Origin of the sequence: Runella sp. SP2, from assembly GCF_003711225.1 — a bacterium.
Classification (GTDB): domain Bacteria; phylum Bacteroidota; class Bacteroidia; order Cytophagales; family Spirosomataceae; genus Runella.
In genome coordinates, this window is the sequence record NZ_CP031030.1 from 6,926,120 (window position 1) to 6,950,125 (window position 24,006).

Sequence of the window (24,006 nt, forward strand, 5' to 3'; positions counted from 1 at the left end):
CTTTTTGTTCGCTACCTATATGCGTTTAGCATAACAACATCACCCACGCGGATTTTTAAATCCTTTCTTTCACTTTTGTCGAGTGATTATTCAAAAAAATATTTGAATAACACAAAATGAACCGACCTCTTTTTTTAACCTCTTTCTTTTAACGAACCTATGAAAAAGTGTTTAACCTTACTGGTATTGATGGCCAGTAGTCTCTTGGCAACGACGAGTCACGGCCAAGGCTCAACCGATTACGCAACGGGTATCAAACTTGATTTGAACCCCGAAAAAACAAAGTACATTCGCTTCATCACTTGGAATCAAACGTGGTTTAGAGCGACTGAGTTGAACCCTGGAACAACAATCGGCGGAGAAGCCAAGAAAACAAATTTTGATATTTCAGGTCGTCGCCTTAGGATGTTGGCCTATTCGCAAGTAAGCAAACGGTATATGATTTTGGCTCACTTTGGGATTAACAACCAAACATTTATCAATGGCGGTGGCTCAGGAAGTACAGGAACGGGAGGCTACGGAAATGGCAAGAAACCTCAGTTGTTTTTTCACGATTTTTGGAACGAATACCACTTGATATTACCTACAAAAGAAAACAAAAACTCAAGCTTGAGTATTGGGGCGGGGTTACACTATTTTATGGGGTTATCGCGGATGACCATGGCTTCTACGCTTAATTTTTTGGCGGTTGATTCACCGATTTTCTCGTGGGCAACAATTGACAATGCCGACCAGTTTGCGCGCCAATACGGCTTTTTTGCCAAAGGAAAATTGAACAAACTTGAGTATCGCTTTGGATTAAATAAGCCTTTTAATACCAGCCTCACACCTACCAACGTCACAGACGGAGCGAAGGCCGTGGCCGTTGATAATAACGGAAGTAGCAAATGGGCCAAAACGGGCTATGTTGAGTATCAATTCTTGGACTCAGAATCAAACCTGTTGCCATTCAAGGTCGGTACTTATTTAGGTACAAAGCGGGTGTTTAACATTGGCGCTGGGTTTTACAGTCAGCCCGAAGGTACTCGTTCGTCGGTCAACGGTACGCTTGCGAAACACAATGTAAACCTAATGTCAGTCGATGCTTTCTTAGATATGCCTATTGGCAAAAAGGAAAAAAACACGGCTATCACGGTTTATTCGGGCTTTTTCAAGTATAATTTCGGTCCAAACTACTTGAGAAATATCGGCATCATGAACGAAGGAGCCGTTGATGCTACTTACACAGGCACCGATAAAGTAATGGCAGGTGCAGGGAATGCTCAACCTATGATAGGAACTGGAAATATTTTCTATACGCAAGTTGGGGTTTTATTACCCAAAGCTACTGATAAACCCAAAATGCGCGTACAACCTTTTATGGCTTATACCAACAAAAACTTTGATGCTCTTCCCAAAGCTGTGTCGAATTTTGATGCAGGTATCAATTGGTTGATTGACGGACATCACGCCAAAATAACGACCCAGTACTCGTTGCGTCCAGAGTTAACTAGCTCAGGAACAGGGAAGAAGTACGGAGAATTTATTGCCCAACTTCAAATCTACCTCTAATACCTTTTAACCTAATCAAATTTAAAAAACTCACAACCTTTTTAATCATGTCTGAGAAAAAACAAAGTTTAGCGTACATCATCGGAGCTTCGTCGGTTGGTACGCTTATCGAATGGTACGATTTCTACATATTCGGAAGTTTGGCGACTGTAATCGCTACCAAATTTTTCCCGCCCGATAACCCAACGGCGGCTTTCCTTTCGACCTTAGCTACGTTTGCGGCAGGTTTTGTGGTGCGGCCTTTTGGTGCCTTGTTTTTTGGCCGTCTTGGTGACCTCATTGGTCGTAAATATACCTTCATGGTGACCCTGATTTTGATGGGCGGGGCTACGTTCTTGATTGGGTGTATCCCGAGCTACGAAACCATCGGCTTTTTTGCTCCCCTTTTGGTATTACTCCTTCGTTTCTTGCAAGGACTTGCCTTAGGTGGAGAATACGGCGGTGCGGCGACCTACGTAGCGGAGCACTCACCCGCCGAAAAACGCGGATTCTGGACGTCATGGATTCAGACGACAGCGACGATTGGCTTGTTTGTGTCGTTGTTGGTTATCATGGTAACGCGCAACACGCTTGGTACCGAAGCTTTCAACGATTGGGGATGGCGTATTCCTTTTTGGGTATCATTAGTGATGGTAGGGGTGTCGTTTATCATTCGTCGTAATATGCACGAGTCGCCACTTTTTGCCAAAGCCAAAGCCGAAGGAAAAACTTCTGCCAACCCATTGAAAGAGTCGTTTGGCAATAAATACAACTTCAAATTTGTGTTATTGGCGCTTTTTGGGGCTACGATGGGGCAAGGCGTAGTTTGGTACACGGGTCAGTTTTATGCCTTGAGTTTCTTGCAAAAAATCTGTAACGTCGATGACAATCAAGTGAACGTTATCATTGCTTTAGGATTATTGTTGGGTACGCCGTTCTTCGTGATTTTTGCTTCATTGTCCGATAAAATCGGCCGTAAAGGCATTATGTTGGCAGGTATGTTATTAGCGATTATTTGTTATCGCCCAATTTTCGAGAAGATTTACCAAACAACCAATCTCAAAAACAAAGAAGAGATTGTGGCCAATACCAAAGTGGAAGTAAAACGTGCGCTTGCTCCTGATTCTGAAGTTGATTCACTCATTACCACAACCACGACCAAAGAGTTTACCGACGGCACCAAGTACAAAGAAGTAAAGAAAGTGACGATTTTGGCCGATGCGAGCAAAGAAGCTCCTAAGCCTGACGTGAAAAAAACAACTACTATCAACAACAGCGACCGCAACACGCTTGTCTTGATGGTCTTTATCTTGTTGCTTTTTGTAACGATGGCGTATGGCCCTATTGCAGCTTTCTTGGTGGAAATGTTCCCCACTCGTATTCGTTATTCGTCGATGTCGTTGCCGTACCACATTGGTAACGGGGTGTTTGGTGGATTGATGCCTGCGATTGCTACCTACTTGGCAACTCGTGCGAAGGACATCAACGATGCGGCCGAAAAAGCGGGACAAGCGATTGTAAACACCCAACCTTACTTGGAAGGGCTTTGGTATCCAATTATTCTTGCGGGGGTAAGTTTTGTGATTGGCTTACTGTACATTAAAGAAGACAAAAACGCTAACGACTAATCTTTAACCTTTTAAAAGACAACGAATTATGAACGCAATAAAAAGAATATTAGGAATTGTTTGGATTGGTATTGGCCTATACGCAGGCTACTATCTTTTCATCAATCAAGCATTGCCAATGTGGGACAAAGGTGGTACAGACCTCGTGCCTGCCATCATTTATACCTTTATTTTGGCGCCAATCATCGCAGGTGGGATGTCGATACTTGGGTACTATGCACTCACGGGCGAATACGACGAAAAATAAATAAGGTTAGGTTTAGGGTTTATAATTAGGAATGGTTGTCGGGCGTGTTAGAAACCCTCGGCAGCCATTTTTCACATGCTTAATTGTATGTCAAAAACGCGAGAATTGGCCTTGGTGGCTTTGAGTTTACTGGCTTGGGCGTTGTACAACAACCCCATTTTGAGCATTTTCAACCGCTTGAGTTTCAAGTGGCGCACACCTGTGCTGTACATGGGGATTTTTGGAATCTGGTTTTTGATTATTGTTGTCACTTTTTTGATTGTTAATAATACCAACAACCACCATTCGGATGAATAGTTTTTGGTTGATTTTCTGGTCTATATCGTACTTGTTGGTCTTGTTTTTTGTCGCTAACTGGGCCGAACAGCGCTCGGCCAAAGGGCGGAGCTTGGTCAGTAACTCATACGTCTATGCGTTGTCTTTGGCGGTTTATTGCACGGCATGGACGTTTTACGGAAGTGTCGGGCGGGCAGCGGAGTCGGGAGTGGATTTTATTGCTGTTTTTATTGGGCCTACCATTACGATGCCCCTTTGGTGGGTTATTTTTCGGAAAATCATCCGCATTTGTCAAGTTCAACGCATTACCAATATCGCCGATTTTGTGTCGGCACGTTATGGGAAAAGCCAAGCGTTGGGCGTGATTGCTACGATTTTGTGCGTTGTTGGGACGATTCCCTACATTTCGATTCAACTTAAAGCCATTTCTAGCGGGTTTAGCATTTTAACCACCGCCAACGACGCAGGTAATTCGCTTTGGCTGGATAAAGCCTTCTATATTTCAATCGTCCTGACGATTTTTACCATTCTATTTGGGGCGCGCAAACTCGATGCCAACGAACGCCACGAAGGAATGGTGGCCGCCATTGCATTTGAATCTTTGTTTAAGCTGTTTGCCTTTTTGGCCGTGGGCATTTTTGTAACATTCATCGTCTTTGACGGATTCGACGACATCGTTCAGGAAGCATCCAAACTTGTTGATTTACAGCGAATATTTACCATTAAAGAAGAAAATACCAGCGATTGGTTTTGGTATTGTTTCTTGGCTTCTTTGGCCATTATGTTTTTGCCAAGGCAATTTCAGGTAACGGTGGTGGAGAATGTCAACGAAAATCACCTTCGTAAAGCGCTCTGGATTTTTCCGCTTTACTTATTAGTTATCAACATTTTTGTCGTTCCAATTGCGTTGGGAGGGAAAATTTTGTTGGGTACAGCCGTGAAAGCCGACCAATTTGTGTTGTCGATACCGTTGCATTTTAACGAAAAAGCACTGGCTTTTGTGGCGTATCTGGGAGGATTTGCGGCTTCTACGAGCATGATTATTGTGGAATGTACGGCCTTGACGGTGATGTTGACCAACAACCTAGTCATGCCTTGGCTGGTCAGTCGCACCGATTTCCAGCGGCGTTTTGGCGGAGACATGGGGCAGGTTGTCATTACATTGCGGCGCTTGTTTATTGTCCTGCTGATGGCAGGGTCGTATTTATACTACAAAAACGTCAGCGACAAATACAGTTTGGTGTCGGTCGGGATGGTATCGTTTGCTGCCGTAGCGCAGTTTGCTCCCGTGGTATTGGGCGGCATTTTCTGGAAACGAGGGTCGTTGGTGGGAGCCGTGGGAGGACTTTTGGTTGGGGGAGGCGTGTGGTTTTATACCCTGATTATTCCGTCGATGGTGTCGGCGGGGTACATATCGCCCGATATTTTAAGTAAAGGCCCTTGGGGAATGGATTTATTACGGCCTGAGTCGCTGCTGGGCGTAACGGGCCTCGATAATATTTCCCACGGAACGTTTTGGTCATTGTTGTTGAACTTGCTTTTTTACGTAGGTGGGTCATTGTTATCACAACCTACGGCGTTGGAACACAATCAAGCAGTATTGTTTGTGGATGTTTTTAAATATTCAAAAACCTATGAAAGTGCGGTAGCTTGGAAGGGGAAAGCGCTGGTGACGGATATTAAGTCCTTGTTGACAATTTTCTTTGGGAAAAGCCATACCGAAGAAACGCTTCAGCTGTATGCCAAACAGAATAAGCTGGATTTGAATACGAGGTATGCCGACTCTCAAGTGGTAAACTACGCCGAAAAAATGTTAGGAGGAGCCATCGGCGCAGCTTCGGCGCGTATTTTGGTGTCGTCGGTGGCAAAAGAAGAACAAATCAGCGTCGAAGAAGTGATTGATATTCTGAAAACGTCGCAAGAATTAAAGACGTTGAATGAAGAATTAACGAGAAAGTCGGAGGAATTAGAACAACTGACGCAGCAGCTAAAACAAGCCAATGAGCTTCTGCAAATTGCTGATATTCAAAAAGATGACTTTTTGTCAACGGTTACGCACGAAATACGGACGCCATTGACGTCGATACGGGCCTTGTCGGAAATTGTGCATGATAACCCTGATATGGAAGAAGACCAACGATCGCACTTTGTCAATACCATTACCAAAGAATCCGAACGTTTGACCCGACTCATTAACCAAGTGTTGGCCCTTGAACGTTTTGAAACGGGAAAACAGGAGTTAGACATCGACGAATTTTTGATGGAAGATATCATTGAAGAATCGCTGGAAGCGCTCGACCAACTCGCGAAAGAGAAAAACATCAAAATTGAAGTTGCGTATGAAGGTATCTATGGCCCGATTAAGGCCGACCGCGACCGACTTATTCAGGTGATTATCAATTTGGTATCAAATGCGATTAAGTTTTGCCCCGCTGATACGGGAAAAATTGAAATCAATACCCTTCAAACCGAAGCATCTCTATCATTTAGCATATCAGATAATGGCCAAGGCATAGATAATAAATATCAAGAGCTTATATTTGAGAAATTTTACCAAACTCGCGACCAGTCGGTGCGGAAACCGAAAGGTAGCGGACTCGGATTGGCGATTTGCAAAAAGATAATAGAACTGCACCAAGGCACTATTAAAGTAGAAAGCGAGCTAGGTAAAGGAAGTGTGTTTACGTGCGAAATCCCGCTGGATAAAAACTAAAAAAAATGACGGGCATGAAAATTTTGATTGTTGATGATGAGCCTAATATCTTAATGTCTTTGGAGTTTTTGATGAAAAAAGAAGGACATAAAGTGTTTATTGCTCGCGACGGTGCCGAGGCATTTGACATCATCGAGGCGAACATCCCTGATATTGTACTACTTGATATTATGATGCCCAGGGTAGATGGGTACCAAGTCTGCGAATTTATTAAAAAACACGATTCTTATAAACACGCTAAAGTGGTGTTTATGAGTGCAAAAAGCAAAGAAGCGGATATGGCCAAAGGGTTAGAGTTAGGGGCAAGCTTGTACGTTCCAAAGCCGTTTTCTACCCGTGATTTGATGGCCAAAGTAAATGGATTGATACGCGATATTTCTGAAGCAGCAGCCTAAAAATCAGGATGTTATGATGCAAAATAGTAGCTATACCAACTTAGCGAAAAATATTACTATTCCTCGAATATTTTAGATTACTTTTGGATAAAAATTCAGTTGTCCAACTCTCTAATCTTATTCGTCATGGAAGAAAGTAAGTCATCGTCAGGTATTGTTACCAAGGTAATCATTGCGGTTGTGGTGCTAGTATTTATTTATGGTATTTACTGGCTTTTGAACGGTGGTATGGACGGAGCTTCACTCGAAGGAAGCCATTAAGGTTGTCTCAATTTCACCCTCTCAATTGCTTCTGCCATGTTTAGCAATACACAATCAACAAACTATACTTCCCTTTTTGAAGCGAGTTTAGCTAATCCCGAAACCTTTTGGGCTGAACAAGCCGAGCAGATTGCGTGGTTTAAAAAACCCGAAACGATGCTTGGAAAAGACGCCAATGGGCTTGACCGTTGGTATGCAGGTGGGGAGCTCAATACTTGCTATTTAGCGATAGACTACCACGTTCAGCATGGGCGGGGAGCGCAAGTAGCGATGATTTATGACTCTCCCGTTACAAATACTATCCAAAAATACACGTTTGCGGAATTACAAAACAACGTGGCTAAATGTGCAGGAGCATTTCGGGCATTGGGTGTGGAAAAAGGCGACCGAGTGGTGATTTACATGCCCATGATTCCCGAAACGGCGTTTGCCATGCTGGCTTGTGCGCGTTTGGGGGCTGTGCATTCGGTTGTTTTTGGAGGTTTTGCACCACATGAGTTGGCCATACGTATAGAAGATGCCGAACCTAAAGTGGTGATTTCGGCTTCGTGTGGAATCGAGTTTGACCGCGTATTGCCTTACAAACCGCTGCTAGACGAAGCCATCGAATTGGCCGCTTTCAAGCCGAAACATTGCCTTATTTACCAGCGTTCGATGTGTCACGCCCCAATGCTAGAAGGACGTGATGTAGATTATTCGGAAGCCGTCGCGCAGGCCGACCCGACCGAATGTGTGCCCGTGGACGCGACTCATCCACTGTACATTTTATATACTTCAGGAACGACAGGAAAACCCAAAGGTGTCGTGCGCGACAATGGTGGACACGCCGTTGCCCTTAAATTTAGTATGCACCACGTTTATGATGCCCACGCGGGAGATGTCTTTTGGGCGGCATCTGATTTTGGCTGGGTAGTAGGACACAGTTATATTTTGTACGGGCCGTTGATTGCAGGTTGTACAACCATATTGTTTGAAGGGAAACCCGTACGGACGCCTGATGCAGGTACGTTTTGGCGGGTGATTGCTGATCACCAAGTAAAGACATTTTTTACGGCTCCGACGGCGTTTCGGGCGATAAAAAAAGAAGACCCTGAGGCGTTATTGAAAGCCAAGTACGATACATCAAGTTTGCAAAATATTTTTGTGGCGGGCGAGCGCTGCGACCCCCCAACGTTGGAATGGCTCCAAAAAATAGCCCAACTTCCCATCACCGACCACTGGTGGCAAACGGAGTCAGGCTGGCCGATGGTGGCCAATATGATGGGGGTAGAAGCTTTTCCTGTCAAAGCGGGTTCGGCGACTAAGCCTGTGTGCGGCTATAATCTCAAAATTGTGGGCGAAAACGGCCAAGAATTAGAAGCTAATCATGAAGGATATGTGTGCTTGAAACTACCTCTTCCTCCAGGATTTACACCCACGCTTTGGAACGATGACGCTCGTTTTAAAAGTTCGTACCTCAAAAAATTTGAAGGGTATTATTTATCGGGAGATGGGGGCTATGTCGATGAAGATGGCTATGTGTTTATCATGGGGCGCGTGGACGATGTCATTAACGTTGCAGGACATCGCCTCTCGACGGGAGAAATGGAGGAATTTGTGGCGTCACATCCTGCCGTGGCCGAGTGTGCCGTGGTCGGAATCGCCGACGAACTCCGTGGACAACGGCCCGTTGGTTTTGTGGTTTTAAAAGACGGTGTTGCTATTGACGAAACGGCTTTGGAATCGGAGTTGGTGGGCATTGTACGGGATCAGATTGGGGCAGTGGCGTTTTTCCGTACGGCTATTTTGGTGAAGCGTTTACCAAAAACACGTTCAGGAAAAATCTTACGAAAAACGATTCGCCAAATTGCCGATGGAGAATCTTATGCAGTACCATCGACGATAGACGACCCTGTTATTTTGGAGGAAATCGCTGAATGTTTGCAACGTCGAGGAGTAGGGCAAGCTTTTGAAAATCAGAAAATATGAATTTATAATGCCATCATAATGTTAGGTTAGTTTTCGAACGCCAGGCTTGAGTCAAGTCTGGCGTTTTTGTTTGAGGGTGACTTTATGAAACGAACCTCGTCCTTTGGGAAGGCAAAGTTTTTGGTAAAATGAAACGAGACGACAGTTTATGGAAGGCAATTTTGGAAGATATTTTCGACGATTTTCTGCGGTTTTTCATTCCCAATGCGGAAGAATTATTTGATTTTACACGTCCGTTTGAGTTTTTGGACAAAGAATTGGAGCAGATTTTATTGGTTGAACGTGATGATTTTTCTCCCATATACGTTGATAAACTGGTAAAAGTGTTCACGAAATTAGGTGAAGAGCAGTGGATTTTGGTTCACATAGAGGTGCAAGGGAGCACCGACAAAGCGTTTTCGCACCGTATGTTTCAATATTTTTACCGCATTTATGATCGGTATCAGAGGCCGATTACAGCTTTTGCGATTTTGACAGACCGCAACCGAGGCTTTAAGCCTGCGAAGTTTTCTCAAGTTTATTTGGGGACGAGTATTGATTACAGGTTCAATGTCTATAAAGTTTTTGAGCAAGATGCTGACGCTTTAGCGGCGAGTAGGAATCCTTTTGCGATGATTGTCTTGACGGTATTGGTCGCATTGCAGAAGGGGAAAGTAACGGAAGAAGAGCTTTTAAAACAAAAAGTAGAATTGCTCAAGCGGTTGGTTAGTAAGGGTTTTGGTCGAGGAAAGATAGAGGCTTTGATGGGATTTTTGAAGCTTTACGTACGTTTTGGAAAACGGGAAAATGATGTTAAATTTGACGAAGCGATAGAGTTATTGTTAAACAAACCAAAAGAAACGATGGGGATTGTTGAATTTGTGTTGGAGCGTGAACGTCGCTTGGGAGAAAAGCGGGGTTTAGCAAAAGGAGAGAAAAAGGGTATTGAGAAAGGCATCGAAAAGGGGGTAGAAAAAGGGATAGAGACCCAAAAGCGGCATTTTGTAAATACCTTATTATCGGAAACAGACTTTGATGATGCTAAAATTGCGTCGTTGGCTGATGTGACTATCGAAACGGTACAAAAGCTTCGGAAAGAGAGAGGCAATGTAAGCTAATACATATTTGATTACACTCGTTTTCGAACGCCAGGCTTGAGTCAAGTCTGGCGTTTTTGTTTGAGGGTGACTTTGCGTTGTGTTGTTCGTCTTTTGGATAGAACAAGCGTTTGGAGCTTATGAAACGAGACGACAGTTTATGGAAGGCAATTTTGGAAGATATTTTCGACGATTTTCTGCGGTTTTTCATTCCCAATGCGGAAGAATTATTTGATTTTACACGACCATTTGAGTTTTTGGACAAAGAATTGGAGCAGATTTTATTGGTGGAAAGTGATGATTTTTCTCCTCGATACGTTGATAAACTGGTAAAAGTGTTCACGAAATTAGGTGAAGAGCAGTGGATTTTGGTTCACATAGAGGTGCAAGGGAGCACCGACAAAGCGTTTTCGCACCGTATGTTTCAGTATTTTTACCGCATTTATGATCGGTATCAGAGGCCGATTACAGCTTTTGCTATTTTGACAGACCGCAACCGAGGCTTTAAGCCTGCGAAGTTTTCTCAAGTTTATTTGGGGACGAGTATTGATTACAGGTTCAATGTCTATAAAGTTTTTGAGCAAGATGCTGAAGCTTTAGCGGCGAGTAGGAATCCTTTTGCGATGATTGTCTTGACGGTATTGGTCGCATTGCAGAAGGGGAAAGTAACGGAAGAAAAGCTTTTAAAACAAAAAATAGAATTGCTCAAGCGGTTGGTTAGTAAGGGTTTGGGTCGGGGTAAGATAGAGGCATTGATGGGATTTTTGAAGCTTTACGTACGTTTTGGGAAACGGGAAAATGATGTTAAATTTGACGAAGCGATAGAGTTATTGTTAAACAAACCGAAAGAAACGATGGGGATTGTTGAATTTGTGTTGGAGCGTGAACGTCGCTTGGGAGAAAAGCGGGGTTTAGCAAAAGGAGAGAAAAAGGGTATAGAAAAGGGGGTAGAAAAAGGGATAGCGACCCAAAAGCAGCATTTTGTAAATACCTTATTATCGGAAACGGACTTTGATGATGCTAAAATTGCGTCGTTGGCTGATGTGACTATCGAAACGGTACAAAAGCTTCGGAAGGAGAAAGGCAATGTAAGCTAATTTGGCAGTAATAAATAAAAATTTTGAACGATGATATTTTTAGGAAAATCGTTGAAAACCAATGAGAATAAGGTATAGAAGACATTATTCGATGGTATCTATTTCAGACGCCAGACTTGACTCAAGTCTGGCGTTTTTGGTAGGTTTGAAGCATGATTTTTGTCACATTCTATAGAAAATTAGCAATTTTGTGATGATTATTTCACCTAAACGGGAAAATGTTTTGCTATTTTTATACCCACAATTTAGCAACGGACTTTCCTTTTAATAACCTTAATCAATCAAACACCTTTGAAATCATGCTTATTCGTACATTTGAAGAGTATCAGGCCGCTTACCAGCATAGTGTAGAAGACCCTGAAGGTTTTTGGGCAGAAGTGGCTCAAGAATTTAAGTGGCATAAGCCTTGGAAGAAAGTATTAGACTGGAATTTCACTGGCCCTGATGTAAAATGGTTTGTGAATGGTAAAACAAATATTACCGAAAATGCACTTGACCGACACCTACGTGAACTGGGAAATCATCCAGCGATTATTTGGGAGCCAAACGATCCCCATGAGCCAAGTGTGACGCTTACGTACAAAATGTTACATGATCAAGTGTGCCGTTTTTCCAACGTATTGAAACGCAATGGTGTTCAAAAAGGAGACCGCGTTTGTATTTATCTGCCAATGGTACCTGAGGCTGCCATTGCCATGTTGGCTTGCGCGCGCATCGGAGCGATTCACTCGGTGGTGTTTGGTGGTTTCTCGGCACAATCGTTGACCGATCGTATCAATGACTCTGACTGTAAGGTAATTATTACCTCAGATGGTGCAGCGCGTGGCCCGAAAAATATTCCGATGAAAGATACCGTGGATGATGCATTGATTGGCTGCCGTTCGGTCGAAAAAGTGATTGTATTGACGCATACCCGCACACCAATTTCGATGATTAAGGGGCGTGATGTATGGTGGGAAAGCGAAATGAAACAAGTGACGTCTGATTGCCCTCCCGAAGTCATGGATTCGGAAGATCCTTTGTTTATCTTATATACTTCTGGGTCAACGGGGAAACCCAAAGGGGTGGTTCATAGTACGGGTGGTTACATGGTCTATTCGGCTTATACATTCCAAAATGTTTTTCAATATGAGCCAGGGCAAATTCACTTTTGCACCGCCGACGTAGGTTGGATTACAGGGCATAGTTATATCGTCTATGGGCCTCTGTTGAGTGGTGCAACTACCTTGATGTTTGAAGGGGTGCCAACCTATCCTGATGCAGGGCGTTTTTGGGACATTGTGGATAAGCATAAAGTAGATATTTTATATACGGCTCCAACGGCGATTCGTTCGCTGATGGGCTTTGGTTTAAAATACGTTGAAGGTAAAGACCTGAGTTCGCTCAAAGTGTTGGGTTCGGTAGGGGAACCTATCAACGAAGAGGCGTGGAATTGGTACAACGAAAACATTGGAAAAGGCCGTTGTCCAATCGTAGATACATGGTGGCAGACTGAAACGGGTGGTATTTTGATTTCACCGATTGCGGGGGTAACAAAAACCAAACCTACTTATGCTACGCTGCCATTGCCAGGCGTACAACCAATTTTGGTGGATGAAAATGGCGTTGAAATCGAAGGAAATGGCGTGAGTGGTAACTTGTGTATTAAGTATCCATGGCCGTCGATTATTCGTACGACTTGGGGCGACCACGAGCGTTGTCGTCAGACGTATTTCTCTACTTATCCTGAACGTTATTTTACAGGGGATGGATGTTTGAGAGACGAAGATGGATATTATCGTATCACAGGACGGGTGGATGATGTATTAAACGTATCGGGGCACCGTATCGGAACGGCCGAAGTTGAAAATGCTATCAATATGCACGCCGATGTGATTGAAAGTGCCGTAGTTGGTTATCCGCACGACATCAAAGGACAAGGAATTTATGCTTTTGTGATTTGTGAAAACGTGCTTGATGACGAAGATTTGTCGCGCCGTGATATTTTGGCTACCGTAACGCGCATCATTGGGCCTATTGCCAAACCTGATAAAATTCAGTTTGTGAGAGGGTTACCTAAGACGCGTTCGGGTAAAATCATGCGCCGTATTTTGCGTAAAATTGCCGAAGGAGATACTTCAAACTTAGGTGATACCACCACGTTGCTCGACCCAACGGTGGTAGAAGACATCAAAGAAGGGGCTTTGTAGATAATGTGAACTGATACTTGAAAAGGGTTCGAAGCAAATTGCATCGAACCCTTTTTTGTTGGATTTGTAAAAAACGACAGCGCGATACTAACCACGAGAAGTAAGGGGTATATTTTCTGAAATTTTTTCTTTTTAAACAGAAAAGTGAAGTTTCACAACGAATTGTATAGCACCTAGTTCATGGAAAAGTTATTGAAAGAACTTCAACAGGCAGAATTGGAACGTCAGACGCGTCGGTATTTCTTGCAGACACTTGGCGCGGGCGTAGGTGGACTAGGCTTAGGGTCGTTGCTCGGAGGCTGTGGATATAGCTCAAAAGAAAAAATGCCCGCTGCTCCGTTGGTATCGGCCGACCCAATGAACGTTCGGATGCCGCAGTTTACACCCAAAGTAAAACAGGTGATTTATATTCACATGGCGGGGGCACCTTCGCAGTTGGAATTGTTTGATTATAAGCCAGAACTAGAAAAATACCACGGAAAAGATTGTCCTGCTGAATTTTTAGAGGGAAAGAAATTTGCCTTTATCAAAGGCGTTCCTAAAATGTTGGGTCCTAAAGGAAAGTTTGCCCAGCACGGACAATCGGGGGCGTGGGTTTCGGATTATTTACCCTATTTGCAAACGGCGGTTGATGATGTCTCGTTTTTGAAAGCCATGTACACCGACCAGTTTAACCATGCACCTGCACAGTTGCTGATGCACACAGGTAGTGCACGACTCGGGCGTCCTAGCTTGGGAGCGTGGACTGTCTATGGCTTAGGCTCCGAAAATCGAAATTTGCCAGGATTTATCGTATTGGCATCGGGTGGAAAACAGCCTGATGCGGGCAAATCGGTATGGGGAAGTGGCTTCTTACCAACGGTTTATCAAGGGGTTCAGTGCCGTACGGGGGGCGACCCTGTTTTGTACGTATCAGACCCACAAGGGATGAACCGCGACATTCGTAAACAAACCATTGAAGCCATCAATGAGATAAATAAACAAACCTACGAAGAAGTACATGACCCCGAAATATTGACGCGAATTAGTCAGTACGAAATGGCATTTCGGATGCAAATGTCGGTGCCCGAAGTAATGGACGTCAGCAAAGAACCGCAGTATATTTTGGACATGTATGGCGTACAAGCTGGCGAAGGGTCTTTTGCGATGAACTGCCTTTTAGCCCGTAAATTGGTCGAAAATGGTGTTCGCTTTGTGCAGCTTTTTGACTGGGGCTGGGACACCCACGGCACGAGCGAAGACGGCTCCGTAGAAGTAGGGCTTCGGAATAAATGTTTGGCGTCTGACCAAGCAGTAACGGCCTTGTTGAAAGACTTAAAAATGCGTGGATTATTGGACGAAACGCTAGTGGTATGGGGAGGCGAATTTGGCCGAACACCCATGCAAGAAAACCGCGACGGACAAGTGCTTCCCTATTCAGGGCGCGACCATCACCTTGAGGCATTTACGGTATGGATGGCAGGGGGCGGGGTTAAAAAAGGGTTTTCAATGGGAGAAACCGACCCGCTAGGGTACGCAGGGGTAAAAGACCGCACGCACGTCCACGACCTGCAAGCGACAATTCTGCACTTAATGGGCTTCAACCACGAAAAGTTCACGTATCCTTTTCAGGGGCGTAACTTTCGTCTAACGGATACCGCTGGCAAAATCATTACGCCCATTTTGGCTTAAATCCCGTATTTATCCAACAAATAAATTATGGCTGCCATGGAGGCACTGCCAAGGTCTAGTTCGCGTTTGTTTACGTTTTCAAAATTATCGTTGGGAGCGTGGTGTACGTCAAAATACCGCTGAGAATCAGGTTTATATCCAAATAATACGGTGCCTGATTGTGCCAATGGGCCAATGTCAGCGCCACCGCCTCCTGGGCCAATTTCGTGCAAACTATAGGGCGCAAGCAGCTCCTTCCACGTTTGGATTTTAGCTTTTTGGTCTGGACGGCCTACGACCCCAAAACCTTTTGGCGTAAAGCCACCGTTGTCAGACTCTACCGCCGCGATGTGCTTTTCGTTGTTCTGTTTGGCCAAATCCGCGTATTTTATACCGCCGCGCAGCCCATTTTCTTCGTTCATAAACATTACCGCCCGAATCGTGCGTTTGGGCTTGTAACCAATGGCTTTCAATACCCGTAACACTTCAATAGATTGTACACAGCCTGCTCCGTCGTCGTGAGCACCTTCGGCCAAATCCCACGAATCTAAATGGCCACCTACGACGATAATCTCATCGGGAAACTCGCTTCCTTTTATTTCACCCACTACGTTGTGGGAGTCAGCATCGGGCAATGTTTCGCAATTTTGACGGAAGAAAAAAGTCAACGTTGGATTTTCTTTGAGCTTGTTGCTGAGCAGGTTAGCGGCGTTGGTGCTAATCGCTGCGGTCGGAATAAGGGGCGCACCTGTGGCATAACGCATACTTCCCGTGTGCGGAAAATCATCTTGAACGGTACTTACCGAACGGACAATTGATCCTACGGCACCCAAATTTCCCGCTTCGCTGGCTCCGTTGGCGCGTTGTTCAACGGCACCACCGTAAGCTTCAAACGTGTTGAGCTTGGTCGGGTCCATTGGGCGATTAAAAAAGACAATTTTTCCTTTGACTTTTTCTTTGCCCAATTCCCGTAATTGCTGAAAGCTTTTGACCTCAATCACTTCGGCTTCAACGCCTTTAACAGAGGTCGCAATCGACCCGCCGAGGGCAGCAATGGGAACATTGATTTTTTGTTTACCCACGTGAATGTACGCTTCTTCTTTTTTGCCACGCACCCAATGTGGCACTTTTACATCCTGTAAAAACACCCGATCAAACCCCTGCTGTTGCATGAGCTGTTGGGTGTAAACCACCGCTTTTTTAGCCCCTTCGGAACCACTGAGGCGAGGGCCTACTTGTTTGCAGAGATAACGCAGCCATTCGTAGCCTTGGCCGTTGGTGAGTGTTTCGTTGTAAATTTTGCGAATGACGACCGAATCTTCGCGGGTTTGAGCCAGTGTGCTACTAGCCACAAACAACAGAAAAACAAGCTTTTTCAATGGGTGGTTGGTTAGAAGGTTGATGATGTGATTCATCACAAAAATACATTCTATTCCAATATGTCTCCTAGCGCTGTCAAAAGAATTCCCGTTGTAGTAGCATCTTGGTCGGCAAAACGGTGGTAATTCCCTTTCCGCCATTGTTGTAACGTAGGCCAAATTCGTCGAAAACGATTGTCGGGTAAATGGGCGCGTGTTTCCAGAAAATGTAACTTTTCGGCTAAAATCCGAAAATTAGGCGCCGAATTAGGAATTACCCGACTTAGATGGGTATAGATTTTTCGTAACTCGTCGGCTTGCTGCTGTAGCGGAGCAAGCTTGGCGCTGTGCGGGCGAGAAAAACGACTGGTTAGTGTGACTGATTGAAGACTTTTTTGTTGAGTTCCTACCTGCTGAGCACAGTGCTGACGATACTGGATGAGGACTTTGGGAATAAATACGATTTGATTGAGGAGAGAAGCGACAAACGCCATCCAAGTATCGTGTAAAAACTCCGAAATATCGGAAGGAAATGGCAAAATTGCATTCACAAACGATTTGCGTACGGCCATCGTACAACCCGCAACTCGGTTGCCGACGAGTAATACCTCGATACTTCGTCCCTGTTTCCATTGCTCCTGTTGATGGGGACCAAAACGAACAACTTCCCAAAAGTGCTTTTGGAGAGAGTGAGTATATTCATCTACCAAAAGAGCATCCGAAAAAACCACATTTACGGAAGGGTTTTCACTGAAGGCTTTTGATAAATGGGCTACTTTTTCGGGCAGCCAATAGTCGTCTTGATCGGCTAAAAACAAAAGGTCACCTTGGCAAGCGGTCAGCGCTTTTTCAAAGTTCTTGGTTACGCCTAGCTTATGCTCGTTTTGGAAAATACGGACAGGAAAAGGAGCGTTCTTTCCAAATTGTTCGACCAATGCAACAGTATTATCCGTCGAACCATCATCGCAAACGACAAGTTCGTCGGGGAGTAAAGTCTGATTTTGAATGCTTTCCAACTGCTCCGTTACAAATTTTGCACCGTTGTACGTACACATTGCAACCGAAATCAGCGGTCGGTAGTTGGACATATAGTCGATTATCGAGGGTTAGAATAGAGTTTAACTACGCGTCGAGTAAACGCAATAGACGTCGGCAGCCATTGATTAGAATTCGCCGAAGCGCTTTGTTTTTTTGGTAAAAATACGAAGGTTTATGATATGCGTTTGGTAAACTTTTAAAATGAGTGTCATTATTAGCTGTTAGTTCCTTTTGGTATATGTCAAAAAGTGGTTTCACGTCGGGACGAGCACTAAAAGAAAACCTATCTTGGTGAACAGACAAGTTATCTGGACTCGAAAGTCGATAGCCGCTAAAATGGAAAAATACCAAAGGAAAGGTGTCGTTTACCCAAAAGCCATCATTTTTCTGTGACACTTTTCGCTCGTGCATGTTCCAGTAGGCCAAATTATAACCTAAATGTTGACTAACGAGAGCATTGGGATAAAACAACGGAACGTAATTGAGCCATAGTTGGTCGCAGTTCATTCCTTCGGCAAAATTGAAATAGCCTTCGTGCCAAACACGGTCTTCCCACCAGGCTAAAAAACGAGCAGTTTCTTCGGAACGACGGAGCGCAAAAAAACCACCGTTATACAAGCCCGCATTCAAAAAACTACGCAGATGCGGAATCCCCTCGCCAGTGATAGGAGTAACCACGTGTGGTGTAATAACAATACTGTGACTATCAAGGTCTTTTTCGATGGGAGCAACATCTCCAAAAAGGCGAATGTCAGCATCAAAATAGAGTAATTTTTCAACGTCGGGATAGGTTTTGTAAAGCCAACTAGCCATAAAAGGCTTAGCCAAACAACTCAGCTCGAAAACAGTATATCGGTTAAAAAGATTGTGAAAATCGGGGACTTGCTGTTCATTGATTTCAACGATTGTATGTGCACTGACGGACGAAACATCACGGTCGTTGATTTTGTCAAAAAGTCCAATCACCACACGGTAGTCGGGGTTATATTTTACCAAACTATCGGCCATCGTTTTGGCCAGTGCTAAATGACTTAGGGTACAGATTGTAAATGCAAGACGCATTAGAAAAGAAATAGTTTTGAGACAAAAATACGTACTTCTTCTGAGTTTCGGTCGGAGAAGGTCGTTTTTTGATTTTATGGTAATGCCTCCTTTCGTTTTTTATAGATATTCCGCCCCTCTTTGAAAAAGACCTAGTAAAAACGAAAACGAAACCACTTATAGGACAAAACCCTTTGATAACTATTTAAGAGACGTTACACACATGAACCTTTCTAGCTCACGTCGCGATTTTATGAAAGCAACAGCAACTACGCTGCTCGCTCCTTCGATTTTATCAAATTCTTCTATGGCCAGTGCCGCCGACGGTGACATTGTTGGCCACGGTAGCCACCGTTACAAAATTCAGGCAGGCTGGGGTAAACTTGATGCCGCGCAATTTCCCGTTAAAAACTGCCATGAAATGGTCATCGACAGCAAAGGAAGACTTATTATGGTAACGGACGAGACCAAAAATAATATTTTGGTGTACGACCGTTCGGGTAAGTTACTAGAAAGCTGGGGTCACGAATATCCTGGAGGGCACGGCCTTACGCTCTGGAATGCCAACGGTGAAGAGTTTTTGTTTATCTGTGACCCTAACTCTGGAAAAGTGACCAAAACCGACTTGAAAGGGAAAGTTTTAATGACCATTGAACACCCATCCAAAGTAGGAGCTTACAAACCCGAAGATAAATTTTTGCCTACTGAAACTGCCGTTGGCCCAACGGGCGACATCTACGTGGCAGACGGATATGGCTCGCAGTGGATTTTGCAGTACACCTCAAAGGGGGAATTTATTCGGAAATTTGGAGGTTCGGGCGACGAAGATGGACAATTTTCGACCGCCCACGGAATCACCGTCGATTACCGCAATAAATCGAACCCGACCTTGTTGATTACGTCGCGTGCGCACAATGCCTTCAAACGCTTTACATTGGATGGGAAATACCTCTCAACTATCTTTTTGCCAGGAGCTTATGTGTGTCGTCCTGTGATTCATGGCGATACGTTGTATGCAGGGGTATGTTGGTCGCGTTTGCGGTATTTAAACCAGACTCCTAACTCAGGTTTTGTGACAATTTTGGATAAAAATGACAAAGTCATCTCAAACCCAGGAGGAACCAAACCCGAATACCGTAATGGGCAACTTCAATTGATGGTGCAAGACAAAGCCGCGGTTGATGGGATTTTGATGCATTGCCACGATGTGTGTATCGACAACGACGAAAATATCTATATCTGTCAGTGGAATGCCAAACAGACGTATCCAGTGAAGCTTGCAAGAATCTGATAATAGAGTGTCGAGTGGAGAGTGCAGAATTTCGAATGGGATTTTTATTCGACATCGCACGGGCGACCCCGTCTGCACTCTCCACTCGACACTTAAAGTAACCCATTTTTATCGCAGGGCTCTTCGATAAGAGGCGTTAAAGCCGCTACTTCGAAGAGGAATAGAATTGACATAAATCATTTTATTTGTATAATAATTGGATTTAATTGTATATTTCTAAACCTGTTTACGATGAAAACCTTTAATTCTGCTGCCGAGAAAGAAGAATATTACGCCAAACGCCGAAAGAAAGGCTTTGTCATTGGCGGAGTCGGAGCCGCCATTTTGGGTGGCGGATTTATTCTTCAGTACATTTTGTACATGACGGGTCACTCGTTTAATGGCGTTATGTATTCGCTCACCACCATCGGAATATGCCTCGTTATGTACGCTGCCGTTGAAATATTTGGGTGGTAAATCAGTCTATTGCTACCTTTTTTTTGCTTTTACAGATAATTTTTTGGCATTTTGGAGTTCTAAAAGAAAAGACTACCGTAATGCCAAAAAGTTATATTGTTGTTGTGTGGATGTTGGGCTGGGGATTATTTCTTAATCCCGCGTGGGCACAGACCGAACAAACCACGTTGCGTGCTTTGCTTTCTCTGAAAAATCCTTCCCCTAAAAAAACATATTTAGTAACCGATGTAGGCAAAGAAGGAGAATGGCGCTACGACTCTAGCGATAAAGACTCCCCCGCCAACGGTGGAACGGTGCTGGAAAGCGCTAACCGAGCGGTGCAGGGACGATTCAAACGCCAATTTGACCCCAGAACAGGCGTGCACATTGATTGGTTTTTGGACAAGTCGATGGCGACAATCAACGGCGCTTTGTTGGAAGCTGTAAAAGTGAGCGAACGGGTAAATTTTGGGTCTAAAGTCTATGTCATTGCCCCAGTGACGTTAACATCCGATGCGCTGTGGTCGCCGCAGCGATTACGGCTGCATTTTCAAAATACGACCCTGCAAGCACAAAGTGGATTGAAAGTTGTCAAAATCTTAGAACTGCGAGACATTCCCGAACTGGCGCTTTCAGGGGTTGTTTTTTTGGATGGAAATGTAAAAAAAGCACAAATTGCGCAACCTCTGAATGAAGGAGGCAACGCATTTTTGACCATTGTAGCCCCGTCTAATCGTACCACTTCTCGTTTGGAAATTGGCTCGTTGACCATCCAAAATATGCCGATGTGCGGTGTGAATATTGTCACACATAACGATGAACGGGATGAAGGATACCGCCGTATTTTGGTAAAAGCATTTCGTGAAGTCAATGGTTATAATGGGCTCAATATCCAAAATGATGGCTTTGCGGCGTGGGGTTTCAACGTCAAAGGAGCACATCGCTCGGTGGTGATAGATTCGCTTTATGCCTTGCAAGACAATGAACCTTGGGGCGACGCGCCGATTGAAAAATCGTTTTATACCTTCACGTTCGAGAACCAAGTGGATCCTCAGGTTCATAAGCGAAAAGACACCCTCTACATTAAAAACCTGTATGCCAAATATCCTTGTTCGTTGATTTTATACACGCAGGCAGTCAATAACGTACTGATTGACAACTACGTAATGGATGGTGTTCTGAGAAAACCTGCGGTGGCCGATGAAAAAGCATATCCAACCATGCTACGAAAAAACTTGTCGTGGGTAGGGTCAAAACATACGTGGACGTCTTTTAAAAGCCCAAAAAGTAGCTTTCGAGTCAAAAAAATGCGGATTCAGAACACCAATAAAGTTTTTATGAGTGAATCTTCCATCAGCGACATAACGGGTTTGTGGCTCAACAAAGGCATTTCGGGAGCAGTATTTGATTCCATCGAAACGGACGTTCGCATCAAACTCCACGGTGATGGTTATTACTTTGGGTTTCCCAATGTACCCGACGGCAGGCACCGAGTGGGGACGTTCATTAGCCATATTCCTGCTAAACGTAATTATGTTCAGCCATTGAGTGCTGATTTGACAATTGATAAATTACACATTGGGCGAGGCTCAGGGGTAATTTTTGCGATGGGAAATGCTAAAATTGGAAGTATCACGCAAGATAACGACAGTCGCGGAATTTTTGAAAGTCGAGAAAATAGGTTTAAAAATACCGAGATGTTGTACAACGGGTTTATCGTTGATAAGTGTCAAGCAACGGATATTTTGTGGCGTTTTAACTGGTTCGTTAACCAAAAACAATTGACGGACGAAACGGCAGTTCAGGCTGGGGAACGGTATGAGTTTAAGAATTTTACGGGCAATAATTATTTAGAATCGCACACGACGTTTACGGCTTCCAACGAAACTTCATCGTACGTAACTGCCTACCGCTACGACGGCGATGCGACGATTCAGCGCAACGTCGAGCAGTTTCTACAGTTTGTTGAATTTAATTGGACCAACGTCAAAATGAAATTGATTGATGGCTCGTCTAGCAATTTTGTACGGCGTTTTATGCCCACCAAATACACCGAAAAACCACTGCTTCTGAACCTATCTCGTAAGCCTAGACCTTTGAAAGGCTGGAAGATGGATTGGAAAACCAGCGTGTTTACGCAATGTGTCATTGAATAACTGCCCATAAAAAAAGCTCCAACCGTTTTTGGCGATTGGAGCTTTTCAACAACTTCCCGAAAGTTAAAAACTTTCGGGAAGTTCACCAGATTTCTAGTTAGGATAACCTGGGTTTTGTGGTTTCAAGTTAGGGTTGTTAAGCATTTCTTGACGTCCTAACGGTAACAACAAGTGTTTTTCTTGCAATGGGCGATTCGAGCTTAGGTTTACGTGACCAACGAAGTTATCGAAACCATTTGTTGTTTCGTTATACACTTTGCGAAGACGTACCATGTCAAACCAGGTGATTTGCTCATAGCACAACTCGTGCCAACGCTCTCTCCAAACCGCCTCGCGGAAAGTTGTTTGCGTATAAGTACCAAGTGCAGGAGTGGTAAGTTGTGCGCGGTCTCTGATGCGTTTGAAAGCATCGTAAGCAGCTTGTGTAGGGCCACCCACTTCGTTTTGAGCTTCAGCAAATAACAACAACACTTCTGCATAACGAATTTGAGGCACGTTCAAGTTGTTTTGACGAGTTCCTGCCACTCCCGACGTTCCGTTGGCGGTACGGTTGAAGTGCTTGAATACATATGGTGCACCTAGTTCGAATCGAGCTCCGTTACCGTTGGTGAAATACGTAGTGTAGAAATACCCGTCTTGGTCTTTAGCACGCAAGTCACCTGCTTCATACGACTTGTAGAAGAACGAAGTTGGTACTGTACTTCCTGTTCCTGAAGGACCGTTAAAAGTCACAGGTTTGAAGTTAGGATACATGTTATCCATTGGGTTACCAGCTACAACCGTGTTGTATTGAAGCATGAAAAGGTGCTCAAGACGGTTTTCAGTACTTTCTTTGTGTACATCCTCGTACGAAGTGAAGAGGTTGATAGTGCCAGGGTTGGCATTGGCGTAAGTGATTACTTCCAATGCTTTGTCAGCCGCTAGTTTGTAATGAGCTGCTCCTTTGTTGAGAGGGAAACCTGCCATTGTCAAATACACACGAGCCAACTGTGCTTTTACCGCCGCTAAGTTTGCACGTCCACTTACATCCATCCATGCCAAACCTGCTGCTTCAGCAGCAACGAGGTCATCCACGATGAGTTTGTAAACTTCTTCTTGTGGAGCACGGCCCGGCTGGAAATCTTCCGAGCTTGCTGTTTGAGGCTTAGTTACCAATGGAATGTCGCCCCACAAACGTACCGCTGTGAAGTAAGCCGTAGCTCTCAAGAAGCGAGCTTCTCCCAATACCTTCTTTTTCTGCGCATCGGGCATTGTTGTGATCCCAGGTACTTTATCAATTACTTGGTTAGCTTGCGCAATTACTTTATACAAACCGTTCCAATAGTTGACAACGTGCGCAGTGTTTCCGTCGTGAACCAATCCGTAGAGGTTGTTCAAGTCAGAGTTTTGCGCGGTTTCGGTGGTTGAAGTTCCCGTAAGGGCTTCCAACAATTGCCAGTTTGACGAGAAGATACCTGCTCCATCACCCATGAAACGCATATCTGCATAGACAGAGGCCAAAGCCGCTTCTGCGTGGTCTGGAATGGTATAGAAGTTATCGGGAGTAAGGTTTGAAGGGGCTTGTTCGCTCAAGAAATCCGAACAGCTCGAAGGCCCGATGAGAACGGCTCCGATAAGTGCGGCTTTTCCTAGGTTCTTTATAATGTTTAGTTGCATG

General features: G+C 44.4%; 19 protein-coding genes. 15 read left to right on the forward strand and 4 right to left on the reverse strand.

Going from position 1 to position 24,006, the window contains the following annotated elements:
- Positions 1 to 159: 159 nt before the first annotated feature.
- The 12 genes from DTQ70_RS27895 to DTQ70_RS27945 all read left to right on the forward strand — a co-directional run bounded on the left by DTQ70_RS27895 (position 160) and on the right by DTQ70_RS27945 (position 15,051).
- A complete protein-coding gene (locus tag DTQ70_RS27895) occupies positions 160 to 1,551 on the forward strand; it encodes a porin (protein ID WP_122933857.1) in 1,392 nt (463 codons plus the stop codon).
- A gap of 47 nt (positions 1,552 to 1,598) precedes the next feature.
- Positions 1,599 to 3,158, forward strand: a complete 1,560-nt coding sequence (locus tag DTQ70_RS27900; RefSeq protein ID WP_122933858.1) for an MFS transporter — start codon at positions 1,599 to 1,601, stop codon at positions 3,156 to 3,158.
- Between the two features lie 28 nt (positions 3,159 to 3,186).
- Positions 3,187 to 3,405, forward strand: coding sequence for a DUF6814 family protein (locus DTQ70_RS27905; protein WP_122933859.1), 219 nt, complete (start codon positions 3,187 to 3,189; stop codon positions 3,403 to 3,405).
- Between the two features lie 87 nt (positions 3,406 to 3,492).
- The gene (locus tag DTQ70_RS27910) at positions 3,493 to 3,702 is read left to right on the forward strand and encodes a hypothetical protein (RefSeq protein ID WP_122933860.1); all 210 of its coding nucleotides are present in this window, start codon (positions 3,493 to 3,495) and stop codon (positions 3,700 to 3,702) included.
- Positions 3,695 to 6,394: a sensor histidine kinase gene (locus tag DTQ70_RS27915; RefSeq protein ID WP_122933861.1), complete on the forward strand. Its 2,700-nt coding sequence runs from the start codon at positions 3,695 to 3,697 to the stop codon at positions 6,392 to 6,394. Before DTQ70_RS27910 ends, DTQ70_RS27915 begins: the two co-directional genes overlap by 8 nt.
- 14 nt (positions 6,395 to 6,408) lie before the next feature.
- On the forward strand, positions 6,409 to 6,789 hold the full coding sequence (locus tag DTQ70_RS27920) for a response regulator transcription factor (protein ID WP_122934588.1): 381 nt from the start codon (positions 6,409 to 6,411) through the stop codon (positions 6,787 to 6,789).
- A 126-nt stretch (positions 6,790 to 6,915) separates the two neighbouring features.
- On the forward strand, positions 6,916 to 7,050 hold the full coding sequence (locus tag DTQ70_RS31220) for a hypothetical protein (RefSeq protein ID WP_255417943.1): 135 nt from the start codon (positions 6,916 to 6,918) through the stop codon (positions 7,048 to 7,050).
- Positions 7,051 to 7,086: 36 nt separating this feature from the next.
- Entirely contained in the window at positions 7,087 to 9,018 is a 1,932-nt protein-coding gene (locus DTQ70_RS27925; protein ID WP_122933862.1) for a propionyl-CoA synthetase, read from the forward strand.
- A gap of 128 nt (positions 9,019 to 9,146) precedes the next feature.
- Complete coding sequence (locus DTQ70_RS27930; protein ID WP_122933863.1) at positions 9,147 to 10,115, forward strand: Rpn family recombination-promoting nuclease/putative transposase; 969 nt, start codon at positions 9,147 to 9,149, stop codon at positions 10,113 to 10,115.
- Between the two features lie 119 nt (positions 10,116 to 10,234).
- Complete coding sequence (locus DTQ70_RS27935) at positions 10,235 to 11,191, forward strand: Rpn family recombination-promoting nuclease/putative transposase (protein WP_122933864.1); 957 nt, start codon at positions 10,235 to 10,237, stop codon at positions 11,189 to 11,191.
- Positions 11,192 to 11,490: 299 nt separating this feature from the next.
- Positions 11,491 to 13,380: an acetate--CoA ligase gene (gene acs / locus DTQ70_RS27940; RefSeq protein WP_122934589.1), complete on the forward strand. Its 1,890-nt coding sequence runs from the start codon at positions 11,491 to 11,493 to the stop codon at positions 13,378 to 13,380.
- A 180-nt stretch (positions 13,381 to 13,560) separates the two neighbouring features.
- A complete protein-coding gene (locus tag DTQ70_RS27945; protein WP_122933865.1) occupies positions 13,561 to 15,051 on the forward strand; it encodes a DUF1501 domain-containing protein in 1,491 nt (496 codons plus the stop codon).
- On the opposite strand, the gene DTQ70_RS27950 is transcribed toward DTQ70_RS27945, so the two are convergent.
- Genes DTQ70_RS27950 through DTQ70_RS27960 form a run of 3 tightly spaced genes read right to left on the reverse strand, consistent with a single transcriptional unit; the run spans position 15,048 to position 18,488 of the window.
- Positions 15,048 to 16,445, reverse strand: a complete 1,398-nt coding sequence (locus tag DTQ70_RS27950) for a M28 family peptidase (RefSeq protein WP_122933866.1) — start codon at positions 16,443 to 16,445, stop codon at positions 15,048 to 15,050. The two genes, DTQ70_RS27945 and DTQ70_RS27950, sit on opposite strands and share 4 nt — an antisense overlap.
- A 14-nt stretch (positions 16,446 to 16,459) precedes the next feature.
- The gene (locus tag DTQ70_RS27955; protein ID WP_122933867.1) at positions 16,460 to 17,476 is read right to left on the reverse strand and encodes a glycosyltransferase family 2 protein; all 1,017 of its coding nucleotides are present in this window, start codon (positions 17,474 to 17,476) and stop codon (positions 16,460 to 16,462) included.
- A gap of 34 nt (positions 17,477 to 17,510) precedes the next feature.
- Complete coding sequence (locus DTQ70_RS27960; protein ID WP_122933868.1) at positions 17,511 to 18,488, reverse strand: glycosyl transferase; 978 nt, start codon at positions 18,486 to 18,488, stop codon at positions 17,511 to 17,513.
- Positions 18,489 to 18,690: 202 nt separating this feature from the next.
- On the opposite strand from DTQ70_RS27960, the gene DTQ70_RS27965 reads away from it, so the two are divergent.
- The 3 genes from DTQ70_RS27965 (at position 18,691) to DTQ70_RS27975 (ending at position 22,349) form a co-directional block, all read left to right on the forward strand.
- Positions 18,691 to 19,758: a 6-bladed beta-propeller gene (locus DTQ70_RS27965; protein ID WP_122933869.1), complete on the forward strand. Its 1,068-nt coding sequence runs from the start codon at positions 18,691 to 18,693 to the stop codon at positions 19,756 to 19,758.
- Between the two features lie 231 nt (positions 19,759 to 19,989).
- Complete coding sequence (locus tag DTQ70_RS27970; RefSeq protein ID WP_122933870.1) at positions 19,990 to 20,214, forward strand: hypothetical protein; 225 nt, start codon at positions 19,990 to 19,992, stop codon at positions 20,212 to 20,214.
- Between the two features lie 80 nt (positions 20,215 to 20,294).
- On the forward strand, positions 20,295 to 22,349 hold the full coding sequence (locus DTQ70_RS27975; RefSeq protein WP_164490246.1) for a hypothetical protein: 2,055 nt from the start codon (positions 20,295 to 20,297) through the stop codon (positions 22,347 to 22,349).
- A 93-nt stretch (positions 22,350 to 22,442) separates the two neighbouring features.
- Here DTQ70_RS27975 and DTQ70_RS27980 read toward each other — a convergent pair whose 3' ends face one another.
- Positions 22,443 to 24,005, reverse strand: coding sequence for a RagB/SusD family nutrient uptake outer membrane protein (locus DTQ70_RS27980; RefSeq protein WP_122933872.1), 1,563 nt, complete (start codon positions 24,003 to 24,005; stop codon positions 22,443 to 22,445).
- Position 24,006 lies beyond the last annotated feature (1 nt).

Coding starts and splice junctions, on each gene's coding strand:
- DTQ70_RS27950 (WP_122933866.1), bottom strand. CDS start 16,445: ATGAATCACATCATCAACCTTCTAACCAACCACCCATTGAAAAAGCTT.
- DTQ70_RS27960 (WP_122933868.1), bottom strand. CDS start 18,488: ATGCGTCTTGCATTTACAATCTGTACCCTAAGTCATTTAGCACTGGCC.
- DTQ70_RS27915 (WP_122933861.1), top strand. CDS start 3,695: ATGAATAGTTTTTGGTTGATTTTCTGGTCTATATCGTACTTGTTGGTC.
- DTQ70_RS27945 (WP_122933865.1), top strand. CDS start 13,561: ATGGAAAAGTTATTGAAAGAACTTCAACAGGCAGAATTGGAACGTCAG.
- DTQ70_RS27930 (WP_122933863.1), top strand. CDS start 9,147: ATGAAACGAGACGACAGTTTATGGAAGGCAATTTTGGAAGATATTTTC.
- DTQ70_RS27935 (WP_122933864.1), top strand. CDS start 10,235: ATGAAACGAGACGACAGTTTATGGAAGGCAATTTTGGAAGATATTTTC.
- DTQ70_RS27970 (WP_122933870.1), top strand. CDS start 19,990: ATGAAAACCTTTAATTCTGCTGCCGAGAAAGAAGAATATTACGCCAAA.
- DTQ70_RS27900 (WP_122933858.1), top strand. CDS start 1,599: ATGTCTGAGAAAAAACAAAGTTTAGCGTACATCATCGGAGCTTCGTCG.
- DTQ70_RS27925 (WP_122933862.1), top strand. CDS start 7,087: ATGTTTAGCAATACACAATCAACAAACTATACTTCCCTTTTTGAAGCG.
- DTQ70_RS27910 (WP_122933860.1), top strand. CDS start 3,493: ATGTCAAAAACGCGAGAATTGGCCTTGGTGGCTTTGAGTTTACTGGCT.
- DTQ70_RS27895 (WP_122933857.1), top strand. CDS start 160: ATGAAAAAGTGTTTAACCTTACTGGTATTGATGGCCAGTAGTCTCTTG.
- DTQ70_RS27905 (WP_122933859.1), top strand. CDS start 3,187: ATGAACGCAATAAAAAGAATATTAGGAATTGTTTGGATTGGTATTGGC.
- acs (WP_122934589.1), top strand. CDS start 11,491: ATGCTTATTCGTACATTTGAAGAGTATCAGGCCGCTTACCAGCATAGT.
- DTQ70_RS27975 (WP_164490246.1), top strand. CDS start 20,295: ATGCCAAAAAGTTATATTGTTGTTGTGTGGATGTTGGGCTGGGGATTA.
- DTQ70_RS27955 (WP_122933867.1), bottom strand. CDS start 17,476: ATGTCCAACTACCGACCGCTGATTTCGGTTGCAATGTGTACGTACAAC.
- DTQ70_RS31220 (WP_255417943.1), top strand. CDS start 6,916: ATGGAAGAAAGTAAGTCATCGTCAGGTATTGTTACCAAGGTAATCATT.
- DTQ70_RS27965 (WP_122933869.1), top strand. CDS start 18,691: ATGAACCTTTCTAGCTCACGTCGCGATTTTATGAAAGCAACAGCAACT.
- DTQ70_RS27980 (WP_122933872.1), bottom strand. CDS start 24,005: ATGCAACTAAACATTATAAAGAACCTAGGAAAAGCCGCACTTATCGGA.
- DTQ70_RS27920 (WP_122934588.1), top strand. CDS start 6,409: ATGAAAATTTTGATTGTTGATGATGAGCCTAATATCTTAATGTCTTTG.